The sequence below is a fragment of the Cellulomonas sp. P24 genome (genome assembly GCF_024704385.1).
Taxonomy (GTDB): domain Bacteria; phylum Actinomycetota; class Actinomycetes; order Actinomycetales; family Cellulomonadaceae; genus JAJDFX01.
The window spans coordinates 985,505-998,388 of record NZ_JAJDFX010000002.1 but is presented as its reverse complement, the minus strand read 5'-3'; the positions used below and the strand labels follow the sequence as shown (position 1 = coordinate 998,388).

The following is a 12,884-nucleotide window of genomic DNA, read 5'->3' as shown; positions in this document are numbered from 1 at the left end:
CTGCGCGAGATCTGAAGGTGGGACTGATGTCAACGCTCTTCCGTCGGTATGCGAGTAGACCTGTGCTCGCGGCGACCCTCCTGCTCGTGACGAGTGTCGGGGTGGTCCTCCCGTCCGCCCCCGCGCAGGCCGCAGGTGACTCCGTGACCTTCCTCGGTCACGGATGGGGCCACGGTCGCGGGATGGGGCAGTACGGGGCGCTCGGTTACGCGGTGGACCAGGGCTGGACCTCAGCGCAGATCCTCGACCACTACTACGGCGGGACGGTCGCGGGGAACGTCGGCAACCCCGAGATGACGGTCGAGCTCCTCGGATTGACGGGCAAGCCGCTCGTGGTGACCGGACCGAGCATCACCGTGAACGGGCAGGCGATCAACGCGCCCGCAGTCAGGCTGACACTCCAGGCCGGTACGACGAACGTGCTCGCGGAAACGGGGACCGGGTGCGCCTCGCCCGGGGGATGGACACCGATCGGGACGTTCCCGGCCAACAACACCCGGGTGCAGACGCCTTCGCCCGACTCGTCGTCTCTTGGCGACCTGCTGCGCGTGTGCGAGGCGACCGATGAGCGCGCCTACCGCGGTGAGCTCTCGGTGGTCGACAGCGGCGGCACGCAGATGACGATCAACCACCTCCCGACCGAGTCGTACCTGCGGGGGTCGTGCCGCGCGAGTCCCCGGCCTCGTGGGGCTTGCTCGGCAACGGGAGGGGGATGGAGGCGCTGAAGGCCCAGGCCGTCGCTGCGCGCAGCTACGCGCTGGCGAGCACGCGCCCGAGCGGCGCGCACACGTGCGACACGACGTCCTGCCAGGTCTACGGCGGAGCCGGCATCTGGACCTCGTCCTGGACCGTGCTGGAGAACTCGCTGACCGACGCCGCCATCAGCGCCACCGCGGGCATCGTGCGGTGGCAGGCAGGAACCCAGAACGTCGTCCGCACCGAGTTCAGCTCGTCGACAGGCGGCTACACGGCGGGTGGAGCGTTCCCGGCGGTCGAGGACGCAGGCGACGCGGTCTCGCTGAACCCGAACCACACCTGGACCGTGACCATCCCGCTCACGACCATCGCGTCGGCGCTCGGGACCGGACCGGTCAAGTCGGTCATCGTCACAGCTCGTAACGGGCTCGGAGCCGATGGCGGACGGGCAACCTCGGTCGCCGTGACGACCCTCGCTGGGCAGACCTCGACCTTCACCGGCAACGCCGTTCGGGCAGCGCTCGGGCTCAAGAGCGACTGGTTCATCACCTCGGGTACGACGCTCGGTGAGGCCCAGTCGATCGTGAAGTCGTTGTATCAGGATGTGCTGGGTCGTGGGGTGGATCCGGGTGGTCTGTCGACGTGGTCGGAGGCGATCGTCGGGGGGATGACGGTGTCGCAGCTGGCGACGGTGCTGGCGACGAGTCGTGAGTACGCGGATGCGACGGTGGTGCGTGACTACCAGCAGGTGTTGGGGCGTGCGCCGGATCCTGGTGGGATGAGTACGTGGACGGCGGCGATCATGAATGGTGCGGTGCGTTCGGAGGATCTGAAGGTGATGTTGTTCTCCAGCCCGGAGTTCGTCGCGAAGTCGGGGGGGGACGGCCGAGTCGTTCGTGACGGCGTTGTACCGGGGGGTGCTGGGGCGTGATCCGGGTCCGTCGGAGGTCTCGTGGTGGTCGGGGACGGTGACGTCTCAGGGCACGTTCTCGGTGACGTTGGGGTTCTGGAGGTCGTGGGAGTCGGCGTTGCAGCGGGTGAATGCGGCGTATCAGGTGTATCTGGGGCGTTCGGCTGATCCCAGTGGGTTGTCGTCGTGGGCGCCGGTGCTGCTGGCGCAGGGTGAGGGTCAGCTGCGTAGCGCGCTGGTCGGGAGCCTGGAGTACTGGAACCGGGCCCAGACCCGCTTCCCCTGACGGACACCTCGATCGCCGCCGGGTCGAGAATCCTCGAGAGAAATCGCGCGGTGGATTGTGCCGTCCCATTTCTGGGGTATTGCCCAGTTTCTCCGTGGATGTGGGCGTCGGCGCCAGATGATCGGTGGTCAAGACGTGTTTCCATTGTGTCGATAACCGGGGTGGACAGGGGAACCCATCTGACACGTGTGGAGCAGGGAGTCAGGACATGAGAGTTCGACCGCCGAGTCGGCACGCACGACGTTCACGGATCGGTCTCGTCGCGGTCCTCGGTCTGGCGGCGCCGATGGTGGCCGCTGTCGGGACGGCAGCACCGGTGCAAGCGGTGACCTCCGGGTTCACGGAGGTAGGCTCCCCGTTTGCGGTGGCCCCACTGTTCACCCCCGGGCTTCCCCTCCCCAACGGCGAGGTGTGGTCGTCCGCTGCGGTCGGCGACGTCACCGGGGACGGCAACCCGGACATCATCATCGGTGGCGGGCTGAGCAAGACGCTCCGCGTCTACAGCACGAGCGGTGCGCTCGAGGCCCAGGTGGACGTCGACAGCCCGAGCACGGCCTACGGGTCCGGGGAGATCGAGGCGTCACCGGCACTCGCCGACATCAATGGCGACGGAGTGCTCGACGTGACGGTCGCGACGACGTCGAACACCGTCGCCGCATACTCGTTCAAGGGCGGGGCGGTGACGCAGCTGCTCAAGTGGCAGGATCCGCCGCGTGTCTCGCCCGGCCCGGTCGGGATGATCGCCACGCCGGCGCTCGGCAACCTCAATGGCGACGCGACCCCTGACGTGGTGACCGCGAGCCTGGGCCAGCTGCTGGACGCGCGTTCCGGTGCGGGCGGGGGCGAGCTTCAGGGTTGGCCCAAGTGGCTGATGGACACGATCTGGTCATCCCCTGCGATCGGTGACATCGACGGCAACGGCGTGAACGACGTCGTTGTCGGCGCCGACTGCGAGGGGAACACCATCGGCACGCAGCCGTGCGGCACGCAGGGTGGCGGGTTCGTCTGGGCCTTCAACACCGATGGCAGCGAGAAGTGGCGCTACTTCCTGCCGGGCCAGACGATCTGGTCGTCACCCGCGCTCGACGACCTGAACGGTGACGGAGCGCAGGACGTCGTCGTCGGCAGTGGCGGGTACTGGCCGGAGCCGGCCGGGCGCGTGGTGACGGCGATCAACGGACGCACCGGGAAGGCGCTGTGGACCGCCCCGACACCTGGCCGGGTCGTGGGCTCCCCGTCTCTGGCGGACGTGACCGGTGACGGTCGGCCCGACGTCTTCGTGGTGACGTACGGCGGGTATCTCATGGGCTTCGACGGCTCGAACGGCTCGCAGCTGTGGCCGGCGAAGTGCCTGACGGACAGCGGCGGCTGCACCAATCCGGCGATCGGCACCAAGTCCGGGGTCGCCCTCGCGGATGTCGATGGCGACGGTCGGATCGAGGCCATCACCCAGGGTGAGCAGCACCTGCGGATCTACGACGCCGCGACGGGCACGCTCAAGCAGACGCTGCGGTCCTCGTACTCGGGCACGATCCTGGCCCCGGGCAACACCCCGACGATCGCGCAGATCGGCGGTCAGACCTGGATCATCCAGCCCGTTCGCGGGATCAGCTCGAGCGGCGCCGATCAGCTCGTCGTCACGGTGTGGCGCTCGAACTCCGCGCTCGGAGCGGCACCGTGGCCGACGTTCAAGGCGAACAGCCAACGCACGGGCGCCGCACCGATGCCGACCTCGATCAAGCTCGAAGCCGTGGTGAAGGCGTTGTACCAGGATGTGCTGGGTCGTGGGGTGGATCCGGGTGGTCTGTCGACGTGGACCTCGACGCTCGCGGGGGGGATGAGTACGCCGCAGCTGGCGACCGTGCTGGCGACGAGTCGTGAGTACGCGCAGGAGACGGTGGTGCGTGACTACCAGCAGGTGCTGGGGCGTGCGCCGGATCCTGGTGGGATGAGTACGTGGACGGCGGCGCTGATGAATGGCGCGGTCCGTTCGGAGGACCTGAAGGTGATGCTGTTCTCCAGCCCGGAGTTCGTCGCGAAGTCGGGGGGGGACGGCCGAGTCGTTCGTGACGGCGTTGTACCGGGGGGTGCTGGGGCGTGATCCGGGTCCGTCGGAGGTCTCGTGGTGGTCGGGGACGGTGACGTCTCAGGGCACGTTCTCGGTGACGTTGGGGTTCTGGAGATCGTGGGAGTCGGCGCTGCAGCGGGTGAACGCGGCGTACCAGGTGTATCTGGGGCGTTCGGCTGATCCCGGTGGGTTGTCGACGTGGGCGCCGGTGCTGCTGGCGCGTGGTGAGGGTGAGCTGCGCGGTCAGCTGGTCGGGAGCCTGGAGTACTGGAACCGGGCCCAGACCCGCTTCCCCCCCACCTGATCCGTACACCGCTGAGGGCCGCGTGCGGTCGCGGCCCTCAGCGGTGGAAGGCCTCCCAGAGCTGGTCGGCATACTGGACCCAGGTGGTGCGAGGGCGCGAGAGCGCCTCGCCGCTCAGCGTGGCGACGAGACCGTCGTCAGTGAGCAACTGCTCGAGTGCCGTGGCGAGCTCGTCGTCGTTGCGCGGATCGATCATCACCGCGCCGCCGGCCTGGGCGATCTCCCGCATGCTCCCGAACCCCGACGTGATGGCGGGGGTCCCCGCAGAGAGGGACTCTGCCACCGGTAGGCCGAAGCCCTCATTGACCGATGGGAAGACGGTGCACCGGGCCAGCCTGTAGGCGGCCCAGAGCAAGCGGTCAGGGAACTTGCTGATGGACTCGACCGGACGGCCCGCACCGCGCAGCGCCATCAGGCGGGCGGTGAACTCGCCGCCGCCCCACGAGTTCCCGCCGATGAACGTCAGACTGAAGCGGTGCCCGCGGCGCCACAGGACCTCAGCTGCATGCAGGACGGCGAGGTGGTTCTTGCGCGGTTCGTGACTACCGACGACGAGGACCAGTGGCACCCCGGGGATCACGAGCCGGGCCTCCGCCTCGCGCAATGCGTCCGCCTCGGGCTCCGGTGCGTGGCCTGGCAGCCCGACGGTGGTGATCGAGGGGCCTGCGAGGCCGGCGCCCTCGAGCATCATGCGCCACCCCTCGTACTCGACCGCGGCGGCGCGCGAGATCGCAGCCACGACGTCGAAGTGGGCGACCGCGGCGAGATTGAGTGCGAACACACCGGCGAACCCTTGTGCCGAGGTCTCGGAGCTTGTGATCGGCACGCAGTCGAACCCGATCACACCAGAGTGGTTCCGGCTGTACTGGGCGAGGGCCTTCATCGCCGCGCAACGTGCCGGCTGGATCGCCAGCTCGGGCACGACGTAGGTGCAGCCCCATGGGACGACCACGTCGCCGGGCGGGGTCGACCGTGTCGTCAGTGGCTCCGAGCTCTCGGGCGCGGACCGTGAACCATCGAGTGCTGCCTGGACCTCCGAGTGGCCGGCGACCCGCAGCGCACCGAAGTCGTCCGTCCATCCGAGGACGGTGGCGTCGTACCGAGACACCCACTCGATGGAGACCTCGCGGGCGACACGCTGGATCCCGGTTCCTAGCGGGGACGTCAGCAGATCGCCGAGGTCTACGAGAGTCGTGTCACGCAGTACGCGGACTGTTCGACCTGCTGACTCGGTTGTGATCATCCGGGCCGCTGCGGTCAAGACCTCGGATGGTCCGTCGAGCGCCACTGCCCGTCGCGCGCTCGTGACCGCATCGGAGTCGGGAAGCGCACCAGAGACGACTGCGAGCGCCAACCAGATGACGTCGGTGGTGGCGTCTCCCAGGGCGGCGACCGCAGCCTCGACGAGTTCCGGTAGTGCGACTGGTCCCGAGGGCTGGGGTGCGTCGAGGGTGGCGAGGAGCAGACCCAGCCGACCCGGGATGTCCGCGTGGGTACGCCGCTGGACGCGGCGGAGCGTCTTGGTCGCGCGGGACGTCGGCGCGGTGCGCGTTCTCATGCTGCCTCTCCGGTCACCAGGACGGACCACAGCTCGTCCGCGTAGTCCCTCCAGGATCGGGGCGGGCGCGCGGCGGCCTCTGCCCGTAGCCTGCGTTCCGTTTCCGGATCGGCCAGCATGGTGCGCATCGCGCTGATCAGCTCCTCGTCCGACCGGGGATCAACCGTGAGGCAGCCCCCTTGTTCGGCGATCTGGCCCTGGCTCCCGTACCGCGTCGTGATGACGGGGGTACCGCATGCGAGAGACTCCGACACGGGGAGGCCGAAGCCCTCGTGCAGGGAGACGAAGACCGTGAAGCTGGCATCACGGATGGCTCGCCACAGATCGGCATCTGAGACCGCTCCGCGATACCGGATCGGTCGGCGCGCGCGCCGCAGCGCGTCGAGCTGTGCGTCGACCACGCGCGTCGACCAACCGGGCAGGCCGATGAGCTCGAGCTCGAAGTCGAGGCCCTCGCGCCAGAGGACCTCCGATGCGTGGAGCAGGGCGGCGTGGTTCTTGTGGGGTTCGATCCGCCCGACGGAGAGCACGCGGGGGCGCGCGGGTGCTCTCCGATGGTAGTCGGGCGGCACCGGGGGCACGTCGGACGGCAGCAGCACCTCGCTCACGGATGGCCCCGCGAGGCCCTGGCTTGACAGCGCGTGAGCGAATCCGGCGAACTCGACCGCGGCCGACGTGCTGATCCCAGCAACCCGAGCACTGTGCTTGATGACCGTGAGGTAGCTCGTGAAGGCGTTGGCCTCGCCCGCAGGGCGCAGGTCTGCGCTCACGACCGGGATGGCGTCGTAGCCGATCGCGACCACGGTGTTCCCCGAGAACTCCGCAAGTGCTGCAAGTGGAGGGCAACGGTCAGCCAGCGGCACCTCGACGAGGACGACGGTCGCTTGCCACGGCACCACCAGGGTGATGTCGTGCGACGCGTCCTGGCTGCCGAGCCGACCGCCGGAGCGCTCGATCAGGGGTTCGATCTCCGACTGCGAGCGACCCCAGTGCGCGGCACGGAGCTCCTCGCTCGGGGAGAGGGACCGGGTGATCCCGGCGGTATCGGTCCAGGCGACGAGTGTGAGGTCGTGCTCGACTCCCCAGATCTTCACCGTCTCGCGTGCGACGCGCTGGATCCCGTTGTGGAAGTCCGAGCGCGCGCTGGCGTCGAGGTCCACCATCACGCCGGGGACGATCCTCATCGGTCGGTCGGCCGTGCCGTGCTTCGCCGCGATCGGGAGTGCGCGGTCAAGGAGATCGAGCGTGACCTCACGTGGCGATCCCAGTCGGGCGAACCGGAGGAGCGAGCGGACATCGGCGCTGTGCGGGTAGGCGCCCGCCACCGCGGTGAGCAGCAACCACGCGAGGGCCGGGTCGGCCGTGCCGATCAGCTGCTTGACCAGGAGGTCGAGCTGAACTGATGCGTCGGGCAGGATGTCACCCTTGTCGGCTCGGGTGTAGCCGAGCACAGCTGTCGCGGTGGCGAGGATCCGAAGTGCGGTCGCGTGCTCGATCTGCTCTCGGGTGGGGAGGGTGGCCTTCGGGCGCCGCGGGTTCTTCACCGAGCGACCATCCGACGGAAGGCGCGAAGGGGGGCCGTCACGCGCCACGACAGTGTCCGATGGGTCCGGTCGAGCTCCTCCCGGAGGGCGAGCGTCTTCGCGGTCTCTCGCTCCTGGTCGCCCTCGCTCACCACCTCCGCCCAGCGGGAGAGTGCTGCCGCTCGCCAACGCACGACGTCGTCGGTCAGTGTGTTGGCGAGCTCTCGCGCCTCGACCTCGCGGAATCGGACGAAGTTGTCGACGGCGTTGGCGGGGGTCGAGAGCAGCTCCTGAAGATCATCGGCGTGCTCCTCGGCCACGTAGAACCGCGAGAGCCCATCGAACAGGCAGAACCGGTAGCCGCTGTCGATCACGCGCGACTCCCACTCACCGTGCGACGGAGTACTGCTGTTCGGCACGGTCGCCTCGACCACGAGCACCCACGGGCGCCAACGCCGCAGGTCGAAGCCTGCGAGGACGTCCGCCTCAGCCCCCTCGGTGTCGATCACCGCGAAATGCAGCTCGCCGGGGCCCTGCTCTTCGAGGATCTGGTCCACCGTGAGCGAGCGGACGTCGACATCCATCGCCGTGAGGCCGGCCGCGCGGTGTGCATCCCGGAGATGGTCGATCGTCGTGGACAAGCCGGTCCCCGGGATCTCGTGCAGGGTCGCGTGGTCCACGCCCGGTCGTCCGGCAACCGCGTGTACCTGGGTGTCCCTCGGGCGCTCACGGCGGTGGGCATCGATCAGGCTCCGGACGGGCTCGACTGTGATGCCGGCCCATCCGCGGTCGTAGAACGGGCGTGAGATCGAGTCCTCTGTCGGGTCGTTGGCCCCGATCTCGAGGTATCTCCCCGTCGGCAGGTCGCCGAGCGCTCGGTAGAGCACGACGTCTTCCGCGTTCTGGCCGTACGACACGAAGGGTGTGGAAGTCACCGATCGAGCATAGTGGTCGGCCCCGTCGCCTCGATCGGAGATGCCCGTGAGGTCTATGCTGGCGGCGGTCATCGCACCTGTCCCGCTCCCGACCCCAGAACTGAGATCATGCCGCGCGCACTCATCACCGGAATCACAGGCCAGGACGGCCTCTACCTCTCTGAACTGCTGCTGTCGAAGGGCTACGAGGTGTTCGGCCTGATCCGCGGCCAGAACAACCCGAAGTTCGACCTGGTCCGGGAGACCGTGCCGGGTGTGAAGCTCTTGACCGGCGACCTCACGGACCTCTCGAGCCTGATCCGTGCGCTTGAGGTCGCTCAGCCGGATGAGGTGTACAACCTGGGTGCGATCTCGTTCGTGGCGTACTCGTGGGAGAACGCCATGCTGACGTCCGACGTGACGGGCAAGGGTGTGCTGAACATCCTCGAGGCTGTTCGCCTGTACTCGGGGGACGACCCGAGCCGGGTGCGGTTCTACCAGGCATCGAGCTCGGAGATGTTCGGCAAGGTGCAGGAGGTTCCTCAGCGCGAGAGCACGCTGCTGTGGCCGCGATCGCCGTACGGGGTCGCCAAGGTGTTCGGGCACTACATGACGATCAACTACCGCGAGTCGTACGGGATGCACGCCTCTTCGGGCATCTTGTTCAACCACGAGTCACCGCGTCGCGGGTTCGAGTTCGTGACCCGCAAGGTCAGCAACGCCGTGGCCCGCATCTCGCTCGGCCTGCAGGACGGCATCACGATGGGCAACCTCGATGCCAAGCGTGACTGGGGCTTCGCCGGTGACTACGTCGAGGCGATGTGGCTCATGCTGCAGCAGGACGAGGCCGACGACTACGTGATCTCCACGGGGGTGACGCACTCGATCCGGGACCTGCTCGAGGTGGCGTTCGCCCGGGTCGGCATCGACGACTGGGAGCGATTCGTCACGCAGGACCCGCGGTTCATGCGTCCGGCGGAGGTCGAGCTCCTCATCGGCGACTCAACCAAGGCGAAGGACAAGCTGGGTTGGGAGCCGAAGGTGGGCTTCGCGGAGCTGGTCGAGATGATGGTCGACAACGACCTCGAGTTGCAGCGCGCACAGGGGAGTCGGTAGCCGGTGACCCTGGCGTTCGTCACGGGAATCACGGGACAGGACGGTGGCTATCTCGCCGAGAGGTTGCTGGATGAGGGTCTCGAGGTGCACGGGTTGGTCCGTGCCGGCGACGAGGCCGCGGCCGGTGAGCTTCGCGCGCGGGTGCCAGGTGCGATCCTGCACGTGGGTGACCTTGGCGACACAGATCTCCTGGCCGGGCTCATCGCTGAGGTGCAGCCCGACGAGATCTACAACCTCGCCGGCATCAGTTCCGTCGCATACTCGTGGCACGAGCCGATTCTCACGGCGCAGCTGAGCGGGGTGGCGGCAGCCGTTGTGCTGGAGGCCGCATGGAGGCTCCAAGAGCAGGTCGGACGGCCCGTCAGGTGCGTGCAGGCGTCCAGTTCGGAGATCTTCGGGCATGCCGCTCACGCGCCGCAGGACGAGGCGACGCCGGTGCGACCGGTGTCGCCCTACGGTGCGGCGAAGGCGTACGCGCACCAGATGGCGAACGTCTACCGAGGCCGAGGCCTGCACGTGGCGGCGTGCATCCTGTTCAACCACGAGTCCCCCCGGCGTCCCTTGACGTTCGTCACCCGCAAGATCACGAGCGCCGCCGCGCGGATCGGACTCGAGGGTGCCGGGGTCATCACCCTCGGCGACCTCGACGTTCGACGCGACTGGGGCTGGGCACCCGACTACGTCGACGCGATGGTGCGAGCCGCTCGGCACTCGGTTGCGGACGACTACATCGTGGCGACGGGTGAGACCCATACCGTGGCCGAGTTCGCGGAGGTAGCACTTCGGAGGGTGGGTTTGGGGGACGCGTGGCGCGATCATGTCGTCATCGATCCCGAGCTCATGAGACCGGTCGAGACGCCGACGATGGTCGGGGACGCGAGCAAGGCGCGTCGTGAGCTCGGATGGGAGCCGAGCGTTCGGTTCGCGGAGATCGTCGGGCGGATGGTCGATCACGATCGAGAGCTCCTGCAGCTGGGACCACAGTGAGCGGACGGCCGGGCCCCGCGCGCCCCCCGGAGACCCGTCCGGGCCGTGTCTCGGTCGTGCTCGTCAACTACCGGGGCGCGGAGGACACGATCACCTGCCTCCGGGCCTTCGACGACATCGACTGGCCGCTCGATCAGCTCGAGCTCATCGTGATCGACAACGACTCGGGCGACGGGAGCGTCGAGAGGATCCGCGCGGCGGTGCCGTCGGCCGTCGTGATCGATGCCGGGACGAACGGTGGCTTCGCGGCGGGCTGCAACCTGGGCGTCGCGCACTCGACCGGCGAGTACGTCGGCTTCATCAACAACGACGCGCGGCCCCACCCGCTGTGGATCTCTGCAGCTGTCGATGCCTTCGTGGCGGACCGCTCCGTCGGATCGGTCGCCTCGAAGGTGCTCGATTGGGACGGGAAGCTGATCGACTACGTCGACGGCTCGTTGACATGGTTCGGCATGGGGTACAAGCGTGAGGTCGAGAAGCCCGACTCGCCGGCGTTCGACGTGCCCAAGGACGTCCTCTTCGGTACGGGCGCGGCGATGTTCGTGCGCACCGCGCTCTACCGCGAGGTCGGCGGTTTCGACGAGCGGTTCTTCATGTTCTACGAGGATGTGGACCTCGGGTGGCGACTGAACCTGCTCGGGCATCGCGTGCGGTATGTGCCGACGTCAGTGGCGTACCACAAGCACCACGTGACGATGAAGAAGTTCGGGAACTTCCGCGAGAGCTACCTGCTCGAGCGCAATGCGCTCCTGGCCATGTACAAGAACTACGACGACGCGTCGCTCGCGCGGGCGCTGCCTGCGGCGATGGCGCTCGCCGTCCGACGCTCGGTGGCACGGACCGGTCTGGACGCCACGCTGCTGGACCTGCAGCGCTCACCCGGGGGGGACGACGTCGGGAGCGTCGAGGTCCCGAAGATGGCACTCACCGGGCCGCTTGCGATCGACTACTTCGTCGAGCAGCTCCCGAGCCTCTTGGAGAGCAGACGCGAGCTCCAGGCCACCCGGCGACGAAGCGATCGGGACCTGTTCCCACTCTTCCGTGAGTCGATCGAACCTGCCTACGGCATTCCCAGCTACCTGGCGGCGCACGAGGTCCTCCTCGAGGCGTTCGGGATCGTCGACCACTTCACTGCTCGTCACCGGATCCTGATCGTCACCGGTGAACCGATCACGGACCGCCTGGCCGGTCCCGCCATCCGTGCGTGGGAGATCGCGAAGGCGCTCGCCCCGGAGCACGACGTGCGCCTCGTCTCGACGGCCGGTGCGAAGCGTGCGGGGATCGGATTCTCGGTCGAGTACGCCGCCGGGACCGGGCTGCGCGAGCCTACTGGTTGGGCCGATGTCATCATCTTCCAGGGCTTCCTCCTGGAGACCGCCCCGTGGGTCAAGACCAGCTCGGCGATCATCGTCGCCGACATCTACGACCCGATGCACCTTGAACAGCTCGAGCAGGCCAAGGACCTCGGACCAGAGGGCCGCCAGAACGCGCTCACGGTCACCACGCACGCGCTCAACGAGCAGCTGCGCCGCGCCGACTTCCTGCTCTGCGCCTCGGACAAGCAGCGCGACTTCTGGTTGGGGCAGCTCGCCGGTCAGGGCCGGATCAACCCGGCGGTGTACGACGAGGACGCGAATCTCGACAACCTGATCGCGGTCGTGCCCTTCGGTATCGACGACACGCCTCCCGTCCAACGTCGTCACGCGATCAAGGGGACGGTGCCTGGGATCGGGCCGCACGACAAGGTGATCATCTGGGGGGGTGGGATCTACAACTGGTTCGATCCACTCACGTTGATCCGCGCGGTGGATCGACTCAAGGACGACCACCCGGAGATCCGCCTCTTCTTCCTGGGGCTCAAGCACCCGAACCCGGGAGTTCCCGACATGCAGGTCGCCTGGGACACGCGCGAGCTGTCCCGGGAGCTCGGCCTGACGGACCACCACGTGTTCTTCAACGAGGGTTGGGTGCCCTACGACCAGCGGTCCGACTACCTGCTGGATGCGGACCTCGGGGTGTCGACCCACTTCCAGCATGTCGAGACCGCCTTCAGCTTCCGCACGCGCATCCTCGACTACCTGTGGGCCTCACTCCCGATCGTCGCGACCGACGGTGACACCTTCGGAGCCCTGATCCGGTCGCACGGGCTGGGCCGCGTGGTGCCTCCCCAGGACGTCGATGCTCTGGTCAGCGCTCTCGAGGAGATGCTCTTCGACGAGGACGCCGTGGCGGCGGTGCGCGAGAACGTGCGGGCCTTCTCCGCCGGGTACATCTGGTCCCGTGCGTTGCGGCCCCTCGTCGAGTTCTGCCGGACGCCGCGTCGTGCGCCGGATCTGGCGACAGCCGCACCGCAGCCGGCGAGTCGGAGGAGATCGCCGGGTGCGCGACGGCCGAGCGTACGCGCGGACCTGGCGCTGGCGCGCGACTACCTGCGCGCGGGGGGAGTGCGTGAGGTGGGTCGTCGCGCAGTCGGCCGGGTTCGTCGCTTGGTTCGGTCGGGGACCCCACCCGAGGGCTAGGCC

Annotated in this window: 11 protein-coding genes and 2 pseudogenes; 10 read left to right on the top strand and 3 right to left on the bottom strand. The window is 68.3% G+C overall.

Annotation, left to right across the window (positions count from 1 at the left end; translation table 11 throughout):
- The first annotated feature begins 26 nt into the window (after window positions 1-26).
- The 7 genes and pseudogenes from LJB74_RS04720 to LJB74_RS04700 all read left to right on the top strand — a co-directional run bounded on the left by LJB74_RS04720 (window position 27) and on the right by LJB74_RS04700 (window position 4,264).
- Window positions 27-725: a hypothetical protein gene (locus LJB74_RS04720; protein WP_259307439.1), complete on the top strand. Its 699-nt coding sequence runs from the start codon at window positions 27-29 to the stop codon at window positions 723-725.
- Complete coding sequence (locus LJB74_RS04715) at window positions 713-1,627, top strand: DUF4214 domain-containing protein (RefSeq protein WP_259307438.1); 915 nt, start codon at window positions 713-715, stop codon at window positions 1,625-1,627. The genes LJB74_RS04720 and LJB74_RS04715 overlap by 13 nt, the downstream gene beginning before the upstream one ends.
- Window positions 1,614-1,661: pseudogene (locus LJB74_RS20810) on the top strand (hypothetical protein); the annotation flags it as partial. The gene LJB74_RS04715 and the pseudogene LJB74_RS20810, both read left to right, overlap by 14 nt.
- Window positions 1,662-1,664: 3 nt before the next feature.
- On the top strand, window positions 1,665-1,892 hold the full coding sequence (locus tag LJB74_RS04710) for a hypothetical protein (protein ID WP_259307437.1): 228 nt from the start codon (window positions 1,665-1,667) through the stop codon (window positions 1,890-1,892).
- 208 nt (window positions 1,893-2,100) lie between these two features.
- The gene (locus tag LJB74_RS04705; RefSeq protein WP_259307436.1) at window positions 2,101-3,993 is read left to right on the top strand and encodes an FG-GAP-like repeat-containing protein; all 1,893 of its coding nucleotides are present in this window, start codon (window positions 2,101-2,103) and stop codon (window positions 3,991-3,993) included.
- A pseudogene (locus LJB74_RS20805) lies at window positions 3,980-4,027 on the top strand (hypothetical protein); the annotation flags it as partial. The gene LJB74_RS04705 and the pseudogene LJB74_RS20805, both read left to right, overlap by 14 nt.
- A gap of 3 nt (window positions 4,028-4,030) precedes the next feature.
- The gene (locus LJB74_RS04700; RefSeq protein WP_259307435.1) at window positions 4,031-4,264 is read left to right on the top strand and encodes a DUF4214 domain-containing protein; all 234 of its coding nucleotides are present in this window, start codon (window positions 4,031-4,033) and stop codon (window positions 4,262-4,264) included.
- 37 nt (window positions 4,265-4,301) lie between these two features.
- Here the strand turns inward: LJB74_RS04700 and LJB74_RS04695 are convergent, their stop codons facing one another.
- The 3 genes from LJB74_RS04695 to LJB74_RS04685 are packed head-to-tail and all read right to left on the bottom strand — an operon-like array spanning window position 4,302 to window position 8,280.
- The gene (locus LJB74_RS04695; RefSeq protein ID WP_259307434.1) at window positions 4,302-5,822 is read right to left on the bottom strand and encodes a glycosyltransferase; all 1,521 of its coding nucleotides are present in this window, start codon (window positions 5,820-5,822) and stop codon (window positions 4,302-4,304) included.
- Entirely contained in the window at window positions 5,819-7,366 is a 1,548-nt protein-coding gene (locus tag LJB74_RS04690; protein WP_259307433.1) for a glycosyltransferase, read from the bottom strand. Before LJB74_RS04690 ends, LJB74_RS04695 begins: the two co-directional genes overlap by 4 nt.
- The gene (locus LJB74_RS04685; RefSeq protein WP_259307432.1) at window positions 7,363-8,280 is read right to left on the bottom strand and encodes an FkbM family methyltransferase; all 918 of its coding nucleotides are present in this window, start codon (window positions 8,278-8,280) and stop codon (window positions 7,363-7,365) included. The genes LJB74_RS04690 and LJB74_RS04685 overlap by 4 nt, the downstream gene beginning before the upstream one ends.
- 108 nt (window positions 8,281-8,388) lie before the next feature.
- On the opposite strand from LJB74_RS04685, the gene LJB74_RS04680 reads away from it, so the two are divergent.
- Genes LJB74_RS04680 through LJB74_RS04670 form a run of 3 tightly spaced genes read left to right on the top strand, consistent with a single transcriptional unit; the run spans window position 8,389 to window position 12,881 of the window.
- Window positions 8,389-9,375, top strand: coding sequence for a GDP-mannose 4,6-dehydratase (locus tag LJB74_RS04680; RefSeq protein ID WP_259307431.1), 987 nt, complete (start codon window positions 8,389-8,391; stop codon window positions 9,373-9,375).
- A 3-nt stretch (window positions 9,376-9,378) separates the two neighbouring features.
- Window positions 9,379-10,362: a GDP-mannose 4,6-dehydratase gene (locus LJB74_RS04675; RefSeq protein WP_259307430.1), complete on the top strand. Its 984-nt coding sequence runs from the start codon at window positions 9,379-9,381 to the stop codon at window positions 10,360-10,362.
- Complete coding sequence (locus tag LJB74_RS04670) at window positions 10,359-12,881, top strand: glycosyltransferase (protein ID WP_259307429.1); 2,523 nt, start codon at window positions 10,359-10,361, stop codon at window positions 12,879-12,881. The genes LJB74_RS04675 and LJB74_RS04670 overlap by 4 nt, the downstream gene beginning before the upstream one ends.
- Window positions 12,882-12,884: the final 3 nt, after the last annotated feature.

Bases quoted from the DNA above. Each gene is read 5' to 3' on its own strand.
- LJB74_RS04720 (WP_259307439.1), top strand. From the start codon at position 27: ATGTCAACGCTCTTCCGTCGGTATGCGAGTAGACCTGTGCTCGCGGCG.
- LJB74_RS04715 (WP_259307438.1), top strand. From the start codon at position 713: ATGGAGGCGCTGAAGGCCCAGGCCGTCGCTGCGCGCAGCTACGCGCTG.
- LJB74_RS04705 (WP_259307436.1), top strand. From the start codon at position 2,101: ATGAGAGTTCGACCGCCGAGTCGGCACGCACGACGTTCACGGATCGGT.
- LJB74_RS04695 (WP_259307434.1), bottom strand. From the start codon at position 5,822: ATGAGAACGCGCACCGCGCCGACGTCCCGCGCGACCAAGACGCTCCGC.
- LJB74_RS04680 (WP_259307431.1), top strand. From the start codon at position 8,389: ATGCCGCGCGCACTCATCACCGGAATCACAGGCCAGGACGGCCTCTAC.